Origin of the sequence: Streptomyces bicolor, assembly GCF_000719285.1 — a bacterium.
GTDB lineage: Bacteria > Actinomycetota > Actinomycetes > Streptomycetales > Streptomycetaceae > Streptomyces > Streptomyces bicolor.
In genome coordinates this window covers 76,557-92,895 of record NZ_JOFS01000003.1, presented here as the reverse complement: position 1 = coordinate 92,895, position 16,339 = coordinate 76,557, and the positions used below count along the sequence as shown (strand labels likewise).

The 16,339-nt window shown below is 70.4% G+C and carries 12 protein-coding genes; 8 read left to right on the top strand and 4 right to left on the bottom strand.

All coding sequences use genetic code 11. The features are described 5' to 3' along the window. The first annotated feature begins 121 nt into the window (after nucleotides 1-121). The 4 genes from IF78_RS0104300 (at nucleotide 122) to IF78_RS0104285 (ending at nucleotide 4,956) form a co-directional block, all read left to right on the top strand. On the top strand, nucleotides 122-919 hold the full coding sequence (locus IF78_RS0104300; RefSeq protein WP_031477392.1) for an AAC(3) family N-acetyltransferase: 798 nt from the start codon (nucleotides 122-124) through the stop codon (nucleotides 917-919). Nucleotides 920-964: 45 nt separating this feature from the next. After that, entirely contained in the window at nucleotides 965-1,888 is a 924-nt protein-coding gene (locus IF78_RS0104295; RefSeq protein WP_031477393.1) for an ABC transporter ATP-binding protein, read from the top strand. Between the two features lie 172 nt (nucleotides 1,889-2,060). Then, nucleotides 2,061-2,777, top strand: coding sequence for an ABC transporter permease (locus IF78_RS0104290; protein WP_234439733.1), 717 nt, complete (start codon nucleotides 2,061-2,063; stop codon nucleotides 2,775-2,777). Nucleotides 2,778-2,871: 94 nt separating this feature from the next. Further along, complete coding sequence (locus IF78_RS0104285) at nucleotides 2,872-4,956, top strand: glycogen debranching N-terminal domain-containing protein (RefSeq protein WP_051827493.1); 2,085 nt, start codon at nucleotides 2,872-2,874, stop codon at nucleotides 4,954-4,956. Here the strand turns inward: IF78_RS0104285 and IF78_RS49440 are convergent. Then, nucleotides 4,953-6,245 carry a glycosyltransferase family 4 protein gene (locus IF78_RS49440; RefSeq protein ID WP_051827492.1) on the bottom strand — a complete coding sequence of 431 codons (1,293 nt, stop codon included), beginning with the start codon at nucleotides 6,243-6,245 and terminating at the stop codon, nucleotides 4,953-4,955. The genes IF78_RS0104285 and IF78_RS49440 overlap by 4 nt on opposite strands. A 273-nt stretch (nucleotides 6,246-6,518) precedes the next feature. On the opposite strand from IF78_RS49440, the gene IF78_RS0104275 reads away from it, so the two are divergent. Both IF78_RS0104275 and IF78_RS0104270 read left to right on the top strand, forming a co-directional pair. Continuing rightward, a complete protein-coding gene (locus tag IF78_RS0104275) occupies nucleotides 6,519-9,107 on the top strand; it encodes a tetratricopeptide repeat protein (protein WP_158751267.1) in 2,589 nt (862 codons plus the stop codon). Between the two features lie 43 nt (nucleotides 9,108-9,150). Beyond that, nucleotides 9,151-10,143, top strand: a complete 993-nt coding sequence (locus tag IF78_RS0104270) for a COX15/CtaA family protein (RefSeq protein ID WP_234439734.1) — start codon at nucleotides 9,151-9,153, stop codon at nucleotides 10,141-10,143. 39 nt (nucleotides 10,144-10,182) lie between these two features. Here the strand turns inward: IF78_RS0104270 and IF78_RS0104265 are convergent, their stop codons facing one another. From IF78_RS0104265 to IF78_RS0104255, 3 genes are all read right to left on the bottom strand, one after another. Further along, nucleotides 10,183-11,289 carry an amidohydrolase family protein gene (locus tag IF78_RS0104265; protein ID WP_031477399.1) on the bottom strand — a complete coding sequence of 369 codons (1,107 nt, stop codon included), beginning with the start codon at nucleotides 11,287-11,289 and terminating at the stop codon, nucleotides 10,183-10,185. A gap of 102 nt (nucleotides 11,290-11,391) precedes the next feature. Further along, the gene (locus IF78_RS0104260) at nucleotides 11,392-11,694 is read right to left on the bottom strand and encodes a hypothetical protein (RefSeq protein ID WP_031477400.1); all 303 of its coding nucleotides are present in this window, start codon (nucleotides 11,692-11,694) and stop codon (nucleotides 11,392-11,394) included. Nucleotides 11,695-11,763: 69 nt separating this feature from the next. Further along, the gene (locus IF78_RS0104255; protein ID WP_425314598.1) at nucleotides 11,764-12,732 is read right to left on the bottom strand and encodes a heme o synthase; all 969 of its coding nucleotides are present in this window, start codon (nucleotides 12,730-12,732) and stop codon (nucleotides 11,764-11,766) included. A gap of 362 nt (nucleotides 12,733-13,094) precedes the next feature. Between IF78_RS0104255 and tkt the strand changes: the two genes are divergently transcribed. Together tkt and tal are read left to right on the top strand one after the other, a co-directional pair. Beyond that, complete coding sequence (gene tkt / locus IF78_RS0104250; protein ID WP_031477402.1) at nucleotides 13,095-15,182, top strand: transketolase; 2,088 nt, start codon at nucleotides 13,095-13,097, stop codon at nucleotides 15,180-15,182. A gap of 34 nt (nucleotides 15,183-15,216) precedes the next feature. Further along, nucleotides 15,217-16,335, top strand: coding sequence for a transaldolase (gene tal, locus IF78_RS0104245; protein WP_031477403.1), 1,119 nt, complete (start codon nucleotides 15,217-15,219; stop codon nucleotides 16,333-16,335). Nucleotides 16,336-16,339 lie beyond the last annotated feature (4 nt).

Below are 16,339 nucleotides of genomic sequence, written 5' to 3'. Positions count from 1 at the left end.
CGTCCGGGCGCCTCGACGGTGCGCTGCGTCACTTAGGCATACCTAATCTGACCTGCGGAAACGATCTTTGATCGATCAATTCGGTGGCGTCGCGAGGCCCTCTCCGGGACACTCCCGAAGCATGTCGATACCGCCTCCGACCGGCCCTCTTGTCACTCGGGACACCCTCGCCGCACAACTGCGCGAGCTCGGCGTCCGAAGCGGTGACACCCTCCTCGTGCACTCCTCCCTCAGCTCCCTCGGCTGGGTCTGCGGAGGAGCCGTCGCGGTCGTCCAGGGACTCCTCGACACCCTCGGCCCGGACGGCACGCTCGTCGTCCCCACCCAGTCCGCCGACCTCTCGGACCCGGCCGAGTGGGGAAATCCGCCGGTGCCCGAGGAGTGGTGGGAGACGATCCGGGCCACGATGCCCGTCTACGACCCCCTGCTCACGCCCACGCGCGGGATGGGCGTGATCCCGGAGACCGTACGGACCTGGCCGGGCGCCCTGCGCAGTGCGCATCCCCAGGCCTCGTTCGCCGCCATCGGCCCTCACGCGGCCCAGGTGACCGACGGTCACGCCCTCGACTGCAGCCTCGGTGAACGCAGCCCGCTGGCGCGGCTGGAGGAGCTCCACGCGCGCGTGCTTCTCCTCGGCGCCGGCTATGACACGTGCACCGGCTTCCACCTGGCCGAGTACCGGATCCCGTCGCCGCTGGTGAAGTCGGGCCGGCCGGGGCCCGCGGGCTGGGAGGTGGTGACCGAGGTGTCGATCACCTCCGACCGGTTCGACGAGCTGGGTCACGACTTCGAGCGGGACCGCCCCGTCGTACGCGGGAAGGTCGGGTCGGCCGACGTACGACTGTTCCCGCTGGCCGACGCGGTGGCGTACGCGCAGCGGTGGCTTGCCGTGCACCGGCCCCGTGAGGAGGAGATCTGAACCCGCCCGCAGCGGGCCCGGCCCGCGTACCTAGACTCTGGAGCCATGCGAACTGAGCCCGTGGTCCAGGTCCAGGCCCTGGTGAAGCGGTACGGCACGAAGACCGCGGTGAACGGCCTCGACCTGGTGGCCCGGGCGGGCGTGACCGCCGTGCTCGGACCCAACGGCGCGGGCAAGACGACGACGGTCGAGACCTGCGAGGGATACCGGAAACCGGACTCCGGCTCGGTGCGCGTCCTGGGGCTCGACCCGGTACGACAGTCCGGCGAGCTGCGGCCCCGGATCGGCGTGATGCTGCAGTCCGGCGGCGTCTACTCGGGCGCGCGGGCCGACGAGATGCTGCGGCACGTGGCGAAGCTGCACGCGCACCCCCTGGACGTCGACGCGCTCATCGAGCGGCTCGGCCTCGGCAGCTGCGGCCGGACCACCTACCGCCGCCTCTCCGGTGGCCAGCAGCAGCGGCTCGCGCTCGCCATGGCCGTGGTCGGCCGCCCCGAGCTGGTGTTCCTGGACGAGCCGACGGCCGGGCTCGACCCGCAGGCCCGCCGGGCCACCTGGGACCTGGTCCGGGACCTGCGGGCCGACGGAGTCTCCGTGATCCTGACGACGCACTACATGGACGAGGCCGAGCAGCTCGCCGACGACGTCGCGATCATCGACGGGGGCCGGGTCATCGCCCAGGGCTCCCCCGAGGAGCTGTGCCGCGGCGGCGCCGAGAACACCCTGCGCTTCACCGGCCGCCCCGGCCTCGACGTGGGGTCCCTGCTGAAGGCCCTGCCCGCCGACTGCACGGCCGCGGAGCTGACGCCGGGCTCGTACCGCGTCGTCGGCAAGGTCGACCCCCAGCTGCTCGCGACCGTGACGTCGTGGTGTGCGCAGCACGGGGTGATGCCGGAGAAGATCTCGGTCGAGCGGCACACCTTGGAGGACGTGTTCTTGGAGCTCACGGGCAAGGAGTTGCGCTCATGATTCCGGCCCACATTGAGATCGGCCGGGGGTCCGGCCCGCGGCGCAGCCGCAATCAGGTGCAGCGCCCCCGGGAAGGCACAGCCTTGGAACTCACTGGCAAGGAGCTGCGTTCGTGACCACCGCCGGTACGGGTACGTACTCCCCAAAGCCGGGCGCCGCCCCCCTGCCCCGCATGATCGCGGCCCAGGCGGCCCTCGAGACGAAGATGCTGCTGCGCAACGGCGAGCAGCTCCTCCTGACCGTCGTGATCCCCACCCTGCTGCTGGTCCTCTTCAGCTCGGTGGACATCGTCGACACGGGCGCCGGCGAGGCCGTCGACTTCCTCGCCCCCGGCATCCTCGCGCTCGCCGTGATGTCGACGGCGTTCACCGGGCAGGCGATCGCCACGGGCTTCGAACGCCGGTACGGCGTGCTGAAGCGGCTGGCGTCCTCGCCGCTGCCCCGCTGGGCCCTGATGACGGCGAAGACGGTGTCGGTGCTGGTCACCGAGGTCCTGCAGATCGTCCTGCTGACGGTGATCGCCTTCGCGCTGGGCTGGTCGCCGCAGGGCAATCCGCTGGCTGTACTGCTCCTCCTCATCCTCGGTACGGCGGCCTTCTCCGGGCTCGGCCTGCTGATGGCCGGCACCCTCAAGGCCGAGGCCACCCTGGCCGCCGCCAACCTGGTCTTCATCCTGCTGCTCGTGGGTGGCGGGGTGATCGTGCCGCTGGACAAGTTCCCGGCGGGCGCGCAGGACGTGCTGGGTCTGCTGCCGATCTCGGCGCTGTCGGACGGGTTGCGGGACGTGGTGCAGCACGGGGCCGGGATGCCCTGGGGTGACCTGGGGATTCTGGCCGTGTGGGCGGTTGTGGGGTTGGGCGCGGCGGGGAGATTCTTCCGCTGGGAGTGAGCACGGTGTGAACATCTCGGCGTAGGCGATGTGAGTGACGTTCGCATGGAGTGGGAAGAGACGCTCCGTGTATGAGTCCGCGGATTCCCCGAGTGTGCGTGCTCTGCAACCACTGCTCCACGACGTGGTGATCTGCGTCATGGCCCCCGCGTTCGCCGCCTCCCCCCGGGACGGGCAGCTGCGCGGCCGGAGCACGGAGGGGTTCTACGGCCACGACCGCAGACTGCTGCACACGGCGTGCCTGCTGATCGACGGGCGTGAACCCGAACCCATCGGCATCCAGCCGCTGGGTCCCGACCAGGTGCGGTTCACCTCGGTGCACCGTGACCCCAGGGACCGGACGAACGACCCGACGGTGATCATCGAGCGGGTGCGCACCGCCGGCGAGGGCGAGAGCATTCTCGTACGCAACGTCGGCACCGTGATACGGCGATTACATGTGGAACTGGCCCTGGCGACCGACCTCGCGGACATCGCCGACGTGAAGCGGGGGCGGACGGGCACCACCGTGCGCTGCACGACCGCCGTCGACGCCCCGGGGCTGGACTGGCATTCCCGGACCGGCCGCGCCCACGTCCGCGTGACCCAGCCGGGCCGGGCCCCCGAGGTCACGGACGGCCCGGAGGGCGGCACTCTCACGTGGCCCCGGGTGCTGCTCCGCCCCGGCGAGAGCCGGCAGATCCGGCTGGCCGTGTCGGGAAGCGCCGTCCCCGAGCCTCCCGGCCACCCTCGCGCACCGAGCTCGCCGGCGCCCTGGTCCGAGCCCGACGTGCACGGCGACCGCCGGCTGATGGCGCTGGTGCGCACGGGCCTCGGTGATCTGAGTGCCCTGCGCCTCGCGGACCCGGAGCGCACTGATCCCGGCGGCCCCGAGGACCAGTTCATCGCGGCGGGCTGCCCCTGGTACCTGACGCTCTTCGGGCGGGACTCCATCTGGGCGGCCCGGATGATGCTGCCGCTGGGCACGGGCCTCGCCCGCGGCACGCTGTGGGCGCTGGCCCGCCGCCAGGGCACGGCCCATGACGTCTTCCGCGAGGAGGCACCCGGACGCATCCTGCACGAACTGCGTCCGGCGGACGTCGACCACGGCAACGGTCTGTTCCTGCCCTCCCGCTACTACGGCTCGGTCGACGCCACTCCGCTGTTCGTGACTCTTCTGGTGGAGGCCTGGCACTGGGGCCTGCCGGACGCGGACGTGGACGCCCTGCTGCCGTACGCGGAGCGCGCGATGGACTGGGTGGTGGAGACCAGCGCCGCCGACGAGGACGGCCTCCTGCGCTACTACCCCCGCGCGGGAGGCCTGCGCCACCAGTCCTGGAAGGACAGTGACGACGCGGTGCGTGACGCGGCGGGACGCCCGATCGAGCCGCCGCTGGCGCTGTGCGAGGTGCAGGGGTACGCGTATCAGGCCGCGAGCGGACTGGCCGGGCTGCTGGCGGCCCGCGGCAAGTCCCGGGAGGCCGAACGGCTGGCCGGCTGGGCTCGGGACTTGCGCAAACGCTTCGCCGAGTGCTTCTGGATCCCGGCCTCCGGCGGCCCCGCACCCCGCTATGTGGCCATAGCCGTGGGGCAGGAGCTGTCCCAGGTGAGCGGTCCGGCATCGAACATGGGCCAGTTGCTCTCCACAGGCATCCTCGACCCCGACGGCTCCCATGACGTCGCCGCCTGGCTGGCGCACCCCGAGCTCAACTCGGGCTGGGGACTGCGCAGCCGCTCGGCCGCCGTGCCCGGCTTCAACCCCCTCAGCTATCACGGAGGCTCGGTGTGGACCCACGACACCGCGATAGCCGTACAGGGACTGTGTGCGACCGGACACCACAAGGAGGCGACCCTGCTGGTGGACGGCCTGCTGGACGCCGCGCCCCACTTCTCGTACCGGATGCCGGAGTTGTACGCGGGCGACGCCCGCACGGACGACTCCCCGGCGCCGCTCGCCTATCCCGCCGCCTGCAGCCCGCAGGGCTGGTCGGCGGCTTCGGGTGTGGCCGTGCTGGCGGCGCTGCTCGGGCTGAAGCCCGACGTCACTCACCGGACGTTGCGGTTGAACCCTGCGCCGCGGTGGCCGATGTCGGTGGGAGGCCTGGTGCTCGCAGGGCACCGGCTGACCGTCGAGGTGGACGGGGACGGCCGGGCCGAGGTCTCGGACCTGCCGCCGGGCTGGCGGGTGACGCACTCCTAGACATGCTGTCGGGCCGTGGAGCGCCGATGCCCTCCGGAGGTCCCGGCCTGCCCGGTCCCGCGCACGAGACGTCCGTACTCGGCGAGCATGGGCTCCACGTAGACACGCTCCAGGTCGAAGCGGTCACGGACGTGTTCGCGGGCCCTACGCCCGGCAGCCCTGGCCTCCGCGGGCACGACGAGCAGCCGCCACACCTCCCTGGCGAAGCGGGACGCCAGTTCCTCCTCGTCCGCGTCGGGCGCGACCAGCGTGCTGCCGCCCTCCCCGAGCCCTCCGACGCCGGTGGCCACCACGGGACGGGCGGCGCACATGGCCTCCAGCGGAGCGAGGCCCATGGGCTCGTCGAAACGCGAAGGGTAGACGACGACAGTGGCCTCCTCGTACAGCTTCCGCATGTCGTCGATGCCCGCCGGCCTGAACTCGACGTCCTGCCCCTCGCTCAGACCGAATTCCTTGACGAGCCGCGACAACTCATCACGGAAAGAGCCGCGTTCACCATGGAAGTCGACGGTGTCGAAGGGATCCGTGAGCACCAGTCGGGGGCGCGGCGAGTCCGCCCGCGGGGACTTCTCCGCGAGTACGACAAGGTGCTTCAGCATCCGGATGGCCACTTTGGCACCCTTGTTGGGGATGAGCCGGGCCGGCAGCAGGACGACCGGATGCCGCTCGGCCTCGTCGAGATCCGGGATGCCCAGGTACGCGCCGGTGTTCACACCGAGGTAGGTCCGGTCGACGTGTGCGGCTTCGCCCAGCACGTCCGTACATGCCTTGACGAGGAAGTCCGACACGGCGTGGTGAACGTCCCAGACCGCGCATGTCCTGGCGAGCTCCTCGTCCTCGGGAGTGCGCCAGATGCTGTGGTAGGTGTGCAGCAGTACGAGGCCGAGTTCCTGCTTCAGCGTGTGCAGCGCGCGGGCGGGGGCGCTGGAGAAGTGGTGCAGGTTGTGGCCGTGGATGAGGTGGACGGGCGCGTCGGGGTCGGTGCACACCTGTTGGAACCACGTGCACAGCCGGCGCATCGACGCGTCGTCGTCCGGGCGTTCGGCCGACAGGTCGAGCAGGGGGTGCCGCAGGACGCGCACCCCGTCACAGGGTGAACAGGCTCCGACCGATCCGGTGAACACGGTGACTTGGTGGCCCCGGCCCGCCAATGCCCTGGAGAAGTCCCAGAGATGGGTCTCCACCCCGCCGACACACGGCGGGAAGGACCAGTGGACCAGGCCGACGTGCAGTTTCGGCCCCTGATCGGGCCCGGCGTCCCCGCCGGGTCCCGTCTGCTGCTGAGCCACCGCGCCTCCGCGAGTCGTAGATGCCGAAACGCAGAAATCAACGACTAGTACAGAGTGAGGACACTGATTAGACGCCGCTCGGTTCCGTGCCGATTTTCCTGGATGCCCGTGCCACCGACGAGGAGAATGGACTGTAGTACAGGCGCGGCGGCCGGGGGGACGACAATGTCGATACGCACCGCATTACGGCTTCGCTCCCGTTCGCCCGTCGCCCAACGGCGCCTGAAGTCCGCTCTCAGCTCCGTGACCGGGGCCGGAGCGATCTTTTTGTCCGTGCTCGCTCAGGACACCCATGGCACCGCGCTGATGCTGCTGGCATCGAGCGCCGGGGTCCTGGGTGGCATCTCGGCAGTAACGGGCTACTTCTCGGTGCACCGCCCACGCACCGCCCCCTCGGCCCTCGGCAGCACGGATCACGAGGCGACGTACGTACCCCCGCCGAACATCCCCGCACCTTCCCGCTACTTCACCGGGCGTAGGGCCGAACTGGCCTTTGTGGAAGGCGCTTTGCGGCCACCCCGGGACCGCGACGGCGGCGTGCGGATCTGCGTCGTGCACGGCCGCGGAGGCCTCGGCAAGACCCAGCTGGCCGCCACCGTCGCGGACGGCCGGCTGCGGCAGCAGCACCGGTCCCTCGTCTGGTGGCTCTCCGCCTCCAGTTACGAACGCCTGATGGGGGAACTGCTGGAACTCGCCGCGTGCCTCGGCATACCCGAGCACAACTCCAAGAGCGTCATGCTCAACCGGCTCTGGGGCCGGCTGCGCGACGCTCCCGGCTGGCTCCTGGTCTACGACGACGTGCAGGAGGACAGCCTGGGGCCGCTGAACGAGTGGGTGAGCGATGCTCGTCCCTCTCTGCTGCCCCGCGCCGGAGACGGAGCCGTACTGATCACCACCCAGCGGCGTGAGGGCTGGGAGCACCTGCGTGCCCAGTCGGTCGAGCTGATCGCCCTGCCCGACCTGAACTCGGCGGACGGACGCGCCTTCCTGCGCAAGAGGATCGAGGCCGAGGACGACGAGAGGGCGCTGGACGAGCTGGGCGCCCAACTGCACTGGCTGCCCCTGGCCCTGGATCAGGCGGGGGCGTACATCGCGGATGCCGAGATCTCCGTGAAGGAGTATCTGCGCCGGCTGCCCGGCCACTCCACCAGCAGCGCGGCCGCCACCTTCCGGCTCTCGATCGACAGGATCGTCTCGGCCGCCCCCGTGGCCGAGGACCTCATGCGGCTCTGTTCCTTTCTGGCGTCGGAGGACGTACGACGCGACATGCTGCTCGGCCACTGTGAGGTGATCCCCTCGCCCCTGCGGGAGGTGATGGAGGACGAGGCCGAGTTCAACCGCGTGGTCCGGCGCCTGTCCAACCACTCCCTGCTCAGCCGGAGCGGGGACAGCAGGGCGGCCACCGTCATCTACGCCATGCATCCGCAGGTCCAGTCCTTCGTCCGCGAGGGCATGGACCCCCAGGCCAGACTGCTGTGGTCGCAGTCGGCGGTCCAGTTGCTGGAGGCCGCCTTCCCACGGGCGCCGGAGCTACTGGACGAGCGTGCCGCGTGTGAGCGGCTGATGCCGCACGTCGAGGCGGTGTCGGCGGAACTGGTGTGGGGCGCCGACAGCGACGACCACGAGTACGGGGCGGCCCGCGACCCCCAGGCGCTGGCCCGGCTGCTGCACCGTGTGGGGGTCTACCAGGAACACCGCTGTGACTGGGTCCACGCCCTGGAGTACTTCGAGAAGGAAGCGGCACTTCGCGAGACCCACCCGGGCGACGTCCTGGGCCTGGCCACCGCCCAGCTCGGGGTCGCACGCCAGCTCTATCTTCTCGCCCGCCTGGGAGAGGCGGAGGAACACTGCAGGCTGGCGCTCGAGCAGTGCCTGCGCCGACCGGACGATCCGGCTTTCCTCCCGTTGCGGGCACGCTGCCTGCGGCAGCTCGGCGGCATCCTGCGCGAGAACCTCGAGTTCCGCGAGGCCATGGCCGCGGTGGAGCAGGCGATCGACATCTACGAGCGGTACGGCGCCGAGTGGGAGGCAATGGACCGGGCCGTCGCCGAGCAGGAGGCCGGCATGATCCACCGGAATGCCGGGCGGCTCACGGAGGCTCTCGAGCGCTACGCGCGAGCCGGTCACATGATCCCGCGCAACGGCAGCCAGGAGCCACGGGAGCACCAGGTCTTCCGGGCGATGCTCCGGCGGGACCTCGGGATCGTGGCCCAGGACCGCGGGGACCTGGAGGAGGCCGCCCGGGAGCTGAAACACGCCCTCGACGTCTTCACGGCCTTCCGGGGGACCGACGACTTCGAGACCTCGCAGGTGGCCAAGTTCCTCGGGGACATACGACGACGCCAAGGGGAGGAACTGCGCGCGCGATCCCGGGCGACCCACCGCCCGTTACGCCGACGACGACTGCGCAGGGATGCGCGCGCCCGGCTCCGGGAAGCGGCCGAGCTGCTCGGCCCGGTGGTCGAACTGCACCGCAAGCGCCGCGACGCGGAGGCCCACAAGTACGCCGCCTGCCTCAACAAGCTCGGCTCCCTTCAGCACGCGCAGGGTCGCGCCGCGCAGGCCCTGGAGACGCTGCGCGAGGCCGAGGCCATCTACATCGCCCAGTACGGCAGGGACCACCACTACCGTGCCAAGACACTGTCGAGGCTGGGGCCCGTCCTGCTCGCTTGCGGGGACCGCCAAGGGGCGGAGAACGCGTTGCGCGAGGCGGAGGGCATCATCCGGGGGCGGCTCGGGGACGTCCATCCCTCGTTGGTGGCCGTGTACGAGAGGCTCGCCTCGTGCAGCACGGGCACACAGCTCACCTCGGAGTACCTGGCCAGGGCTCAGGGCATCCAGGCGGCTGTCGGCCCCACGTGAAAACGTGCACAAGCGGCCGCCTACGATAGGGCGCGTGCCAAAGCTGACCCGCGCCGACGCCGTAGCGGCCGTGCGCAACCCCCTCGCCTTCATCGCCGCACGCTGGACCCCGACCCCTAGGACGGTCCAGCGGGCGGCTCTCGCCGCGCTGCTGATGTCGGTGGTCATCGTGGTCACCGGCGGTGCGGTACGCCTCACCGGGTCCGGGCTCGGCTGTCCGACCTGGCCCAAGTGCACCGACGACTCGCTCACCGCCACCAGCGAGATGGGCCTGCACGGCGCCATCGAGTTCGGCAACCGCATGCTGACCTATGTGCTGTGCGCCGCGGTCGGCTGGGCGATCATCGCCGCGCGCTCCGAGAAGCCGTACCGGCGCAGCCTGACCCGCCTGGGATGGGCGCAGTTCTGGATCGTCATGAGCAACGCGGTGCTCGGCGGCATCGTCGTCCTCGTCGGCCTCAACCCGTACACGGTCGCGGCCCACTTCGTGGCGACGTCCGCGCTCATCGCGGTCGCGACGGTGATGTGGCAGCGCGCCCGGGAGGGCGACGCGGCGCCGCGGCCGCTGGTCGGCAAGGCGGTCCAGCAGCTGGTGTGGTTCCTGGTCGGGGCCTCGGTGCTGCTGATCCTGGTCGGCACAGTGGTCACCGGCGCGGGCCCGCACGCGGGCGACTCCAGCGAGGTCGAGCGGATGCCGGTGAACTGGGAGAACGTCACCAAGCTGCACGCCGTGCTGGCCTGGATCGTGGTGACGCTGACGTTCGCCCTGTGGTTCGTCCTCAAGGCGGTCGACGCCCCGAAGGGCCCCCTGAACCGCACCCGCGACCTGTTCCTGATCCTTCTCGCCCAGGGCGTCATCGGCTACGTCCAGTACTTCACGGACCTGCCGGAGCTCCTGGTCGGCCTGCACATGTTCGGCTCGGCCGTGACATGGATCGCGGTGCTGCGGGTGCTGCTCGCCCTGCGGGAACGGCCGCAGGACGAGACCGGCCTCCCGGCTCCGGCGCCCGAGGCGACGGTGGGCACGCGCGCGTAGCGCTCCCGCTCGGCATACGCGCGCGTGCAGCGGACCGGCTCACTCCAGCCCGTACACCCGTCTGGCGTTCCCCGCCGCCACCATCCCCGCCACCCGTTGCGCGTCCGCCAGCGACCACGCCCCCTCGGCGACCCATCCCCCGAGCACCCGTGCGAGGGCCTCGCGGAAGAGTCCCGCGCCCACCACGTGCAGCTCGGGCAGGCCCTGTGCGCCGCTGGAGAAGAGGATCTTGCCGAAGGGGGCGAGTTCCAGGATCTCGGCGAGGATCGTCGCGGCGCGGGCGCCCGTGCGGATGAGTGCGGCGCCGGAGTCGGCGTAGACGTGCGGGAAGACGCCGGCCAGGTGGGCGGCGTGCCGGTGGTACGGGTAGCCGTGCAGCAGGATCAGATCGGTGCCGAGGCCGACCGTGGCGCGGACGAAGTCCGTGAGCAGCACCGGGTCCGTACGGTCGATGCGCAGGCCCGGCTCCCCCAGCCCGGCGTGCAGCTGCAGCGGCCGTCCCGACGCCACCGCGATCCACAGCAGGTGCCGTAGCAGCACCGGATCGCTCAGCTCCCCGCCCACCCTGCGCCCCGCCAGCCAGCGGCCCGCCGCGCCCCGTACCTCTCCCGGCCCCGGGGGCTCCGGGGCGAGCGCGAGTCCGTGCCGGGCGCCTGCGACCGACGTGAAGGCCACCGCGTTAGCCGCCGCACCGTGCACCGATTCGGCGAGGTTGGCGAGGAAGGACTCGACGGTGCCGGAGGTGTCGGCGACCTGTTCGGCGAGCAGCTCGAGGCGCACGATTTCGTGGGCGTCGGCCTCGCCCGTGGAGGCCATCTCGGCAGGACTGGTCAGGTCGCCGGGGACGCCGGTGTCGATCAGATACGTCGTGATGCCGCTGCCGCGCAGCAGCCTGCGGCCCGCTTCCAGTACGCCCAGTTCACGGCGGCGGGCGAGATAGCGGGCGGGAGGGCAGTGCGGTTCCAGGCCGAGTAACGGGGGGCACCAGCGCCGTACGGCGAAGCCTGTCTGCGTGTCGAAGAGGGTGGTGCCGGGAGCCGGGGGACCTTCGGTGCGGGCCAGCTGGGCCTCGAACGTGCCGAGGCCCAGTTCCGTTCTCAGTACGCCGTGGCAGTACTGGTCCACGAGGGACGGTGTTTCGATCATCCGGGCTCCCCGTTGCTGGACCGTGTGCTCCTCACAGGTCCTAACGGGTGAACAGGCCTCAGGTGTTGGTGTCACGCACCTCGTGCGAAAAGCCGACAGGTCTCAGCCGTTCCTCGGTCCACCGACCTGGATGCCCGCCATACGGCTCCACTCGTACGGGCCGGTCGTCACCTTCGCCGCGAACTCGCCGTCGAAGGACTCGTGGCGCGTGATCCCGGCCTTCTCCACCGCCTTCTCGGCGGTCTCGTACGACGGTGCCACCAGGTCGCCCCAGCCGCCGTCCTCGCCCACGAGCACGATGCGGGCGCCGCGCTGTCCGATGTACGCGACCTGGGCCTCGGCGCCGCCGTGGGACTTCGCGAAGGAGTTGATCTGCTTGGCCAGCTTGGCCACCTTGTCTGCCATGGCCAGGATGCTACCGACGAGTAGATCGAATGGCGACGGGCGGGGTGAGTGACCCGTGCCTCAGCGGAGCTACCGCAGGAACGGGTCCACCGCCACCGCCACGAAGAGCAGCGACACATAGGTGATGGACCAGTGGAACAGGCGCATCTCCTTCAGCTTCGCGCCCGTCACCTCGGCCTTGGCGCGGTTCTGCAGGGCGTGCGCCTCCCACAGCCACCAGCCGCCCGCGCCCAGCGCGACCACGGTGTAGAACCAGCCCGTGTAGCCGAGCGGCGTGAGCAGGAGCGACACCGCGACCATCACCCAGCTGTAGATGACGATCTGCTTGGCGACGACCTTGTTGGAGGCGATGACCGGGAGCATCGGCACGCCCACGCGCGCGTAGTCGTCCCTCACCTTCATGGACAGCGGCCAGTAGTGCGGCGGCGTCCAGAAGAAGATCACCATGAAGAGGATGAGCGGCGCCCAGGTGAGGGAGTTCGTGACGGCCGTCCAGCCGATCAGCACCGGCATGCAGCCCGCGATGCCGCCCCACACGATGTTCTGCGAGGTACGGCGCTTGAGGATCATCGTGTAGACGACGACGTAGAAGAGGAGTGCGCCGAGTGAGAGCCAGGCGCTCAGCCAGTTGACGGTGAGGCCGAACAGCAGCGTCGAGACGACCGCCAGCGTGATGCCGAAGGCCAGGCACTCGCGGGGGCTGACCATGCCGGTGACCAGGGGGCGCTGCGAGGTGCGGTCCATGAGCGCGTCGATGTCGCGGTCGAGGTACATGTTCAGCGCGTTGGCGCCACCGGCGGAGAGGTAGCCGCCGAGGCAGGTGAGCAGCACCAGACCGAGGTCGGGCACACCCTGCTCGGCCAGGAACATCACCGGAACGGTGGTGATGAGCAGCAGCTCGATGATCCGCGGCTTGGTCAGCGCCACGAACGCCTTGACCCGGGCCCCTACCGGCCGCCGGCTCGGGCTCTGGCTCGTCCCGATAATCCCCGCTGGACGGGATTCAACGGCCGTCACGCACACCCCTGACAGAGACATCCCAGCAAGCCTCCCCGTGTGAAGTCCCGGTAAAGGCTCGCGCGTACCACGCCACTGTAGACGTTGCCCAGACCCGGACATTCGCGGGGGTGGGGTCGTGTTGGAGGGGGCCGTCCGACGGGCGCGCCGAAGCTCGATTGAGCACCCGGATGAGCGGCTGCGTATTCACGTGTCGAATGCGGAACGACCCGGTCGGGAGGCACATCCCGAAGACTCCCGGCAGTCTGGAATGACTCGAAAAAACGCACGTACTTCCAGGGGTAGGCTCGACAGCGGCCGGCCGACGCCGAGAACGCCGGCAGCCGGTGGGCGTGTGCCCGTGACACCGGCAACCGACATGTGGAGAGGAGCCCTGACCCAGGGTGAGCACCAAGCCGACCACCACAGACCTCGAGTGGACCGAGTTGGACCAGCGGGCCGTCGACACCGCCCGTGTCCTGGCCGCCGACGCCGTACAGAAGGTCGGTAACGGCCATCCGGGTACGGCGATGAGCCTGGCGCCTGCCGCCTACACCCTCTTCCAGAAGGTGATGCGGCACGACCCCGCGGACGCCGAGTGGGTCGGGCGCGACCGTTTCGTGCTGTCCGCCGGCCACTCGTCCCTGACCCTCTACACCCAGCTGTACCTGGCCGGCTTCGGCCTGGAGCTGGACGATCTGAAGGCCTTCCGGACGTGGGGTTCGAAGACCCCCGGTCACCCGGAGTACGGCCACACCGTGGGTGTGGAGACGACGACCGGTCCGCTGGGCCAGGGTGTCGCCAACGCCGTCGGCATGGCGATGGCCGCCCGCTACGAGCGCGGTCTGTTCGACCCGGAGGCCGCCGAGGGCACCTCCCCCTTCGACCACTTCGTCTACGTGATCGCCGGTGACGGCTGTCTGCAGGAGGGCATCTCCGCGGAGGCGTCCTCGCTGGCCGGCCACCAGAAGCTCGGCAACCTGATCATGCTGTGGGACGACAACCACATCTCGATCGAGGGCGACACCGAGACGGCCGTCTCCGAGGACACCGTCAAGCGCTACGAGGCGTACGGCTGGCATGTGCAGCGCATCGCCCCGAAGCCGGACGGCGACCTCGACCCGCACGCCATCTACAACGCGATCGAGGAAGCGAAGAAGGTGACGGACAAGCCGTCCTTCATCGCCATGCGCTCGATCATCGCCTGGCCCGCCCCGAACGCCCAGAACACCGAGGCCGCCCACGGCTCGGCGCTCGGCGACGAGGAGGTCGCGGCCACCAAGCGCGTCCTCGGCTTCGACCCGGAGCAGTCCTTCGAGGTCTCCGACGAGGTCATCGGCCACACCCGCAAGGCCCTGGAGCGCGGCGCCCAGGACAAGGCGGAGTGGGAGAAGTCCTTCCAGCTGTGGCGGGACAACAATCCCGAGCGCGCCGCCGAGTTCGACCGCATCAGCAAGGGCGAGCTGCCCACCGGCTGGGAGGAGAAGGTCCCGGTCTTCGAGCCCGGCAAGGGCGTCGCCACCCGTGCCGCGTCCGGCAAGATCCTTCAGGCGCTCGGCGCGGTCATCCCGGAGCTGTGGGGCGGCTCGGCCGACCTGGCCGGCTCCAACAACACCACCATCGACAAGACGTCGTCGTTCCTTCCGGCGGACAACCCGCTGCCGGAGGCGGACCCGTACGGCCGCACGATCCACTTCGGCATCCGCGAGCACTCCATGGCCGCGGAGATGAACGGCATCGCGCTGCACGGCAACACCCGTATCTACGGCGGCACGTTCCTCGTGTTCTCCGACTACATGCGCAACGCCGTGCGTCTGTCGGCGCTGATGCACCTGCCGGTGACGTACGTGTGGACGCACGACTCCATCGGCCTCGGCGAGGACGGCCCCACCCACCAGCCGGTCGAGCACCTCGCGTCCCTGCGGGCCATCCCCGGTCTCAACGTCGTCCGCCCGGCCGACGCCAACGAGACCGCGATCGCCTGGCGCGAGATCCTGGGGCGCTACACCAAGGAGTTCGGCAAGGGCGCCCCGCACGGGCTCGCGCTGACCCGTCAGGGCGTGCCGACGTACGAGGCGAACGAGGACGCCGCGCGCGGTGGTTACGTGATGTTCGAGGCCGACGGCGGCGAGCCGCAGGTCGTCCTCATCGCGACCGGTTCCGAGGTGCACATCGCCGTCGAGGCGCGCGAGCAGCTCCAGGCTTCCGGCGTGCCGACGCGGGTGGTGTCCATGCCGTCCGTGGAGTGGTTCGAGGAGCAGGACCAGGGGTACCGGGACAGCGTTCTGCCGCCGGCCGTCAAGGCGCGGGTCGCCGTCGAGGCGGGTATCGGTCTGACCTGGCACAAGTACGTCGGGGACGCGGGTCGCATCGTTTCCCTGGAGCACTTCGGTGCTTCGGCCGACGGCAAGGTCCTTTTCCGGGAGTACGGCTTCACTGCCGAGAACGTGGCCGCCGTCGCGCGGGAATCCCTCGCTGCCGCCCAGCGCTGACGCTCATATACGAGACGTAGGAGTTTGATTTTCCATGACAGACGCACTGAAGCGCCTCTCCGAGGAAGGCGTCGCGATCTGGCTGGACGACCTGTCGCGCCAGCGCATCACGTCCGGCAACCTCGCCGAGCTGATCGACCAGCAGCACGTCGTCGGTGTCACCACCAACCCGACGATCTTCCAGAAGGCGATCAGCAGTGGTGACGGCTACGAGCAGCAGGTCGCCGACCTCGCCGCCCGCAAGGTGACGGTCGAAGAGGCGATCCGCATGATCACCACGGCGGACGTCCGCGACGCCGCCGACATCTTGCGCCCGGTCTTCGACGCCACCGGCGGCCAGGACGGCCGGGTCTCCATCGAGGTCGACCCCCGGCTCGCGCACAACACCCGCGCGACCGTCGCCGAGGCCAAGCAGCTGGCCTGGCTGGTCGACCGCCCGAACACCCTGATCAAGATCCCGGCCACCAAGGCGGGCCTCCCGGCGATCACCGAGGTCATCGGCCTCGGCATCAGCGTCAACGTCACGCTGATCTTCTCGCTGGAGCGCTACCGCGAGGTCATGAACGCCTACCTGGCCGGCCTGGAGAAGGCCAAGGAGCGCGGGCTGGACCTGTCGCTCATCCGCTCCGTGGCGTCCTTCTTCGTCTCCCGCGTGGACACGGAGATCGACAAGCGGATCGACGCGCTCGGCACGGACGAGGCCAAGGCCGCGCGTGGCAAGGCGGGCGTGGCGAACGCGCGTCTCGCCTACCAGGCGTACGAGGAGGTCTTCTCGTCGGACCGCTGGAGCGCGCTGGAGAACGCCGGCGCCAACAAGCAGCGTCCGCTGTGGGCCTCCACCGGCGTGAAGGACCCGGCCTACAAGCCGACCCTGTACGTCGACGACCTGGTCGCGCCGAACACGGTCAACACCATGCCCGAGGCCACCCTCCAGGCCACGGAGGAGAAGGGCGAGATCACCGGCAACTCCATCGCCGGCACCTACGAGCAGGCCCGTGCCGACCTGGACGCCGTCGAGGCGCTCGGGATCTCGTACGACGACGTGGTCCAGCTCCTTGAGGACGAGGGCGTCGAGAAGTTCGAGGCGTCCTGGAACGACCTGCTCAAGTCGACCGAGGCGGAGCTGGAGCGCCTCGCCCCCTCGGAGGGCTGATCCC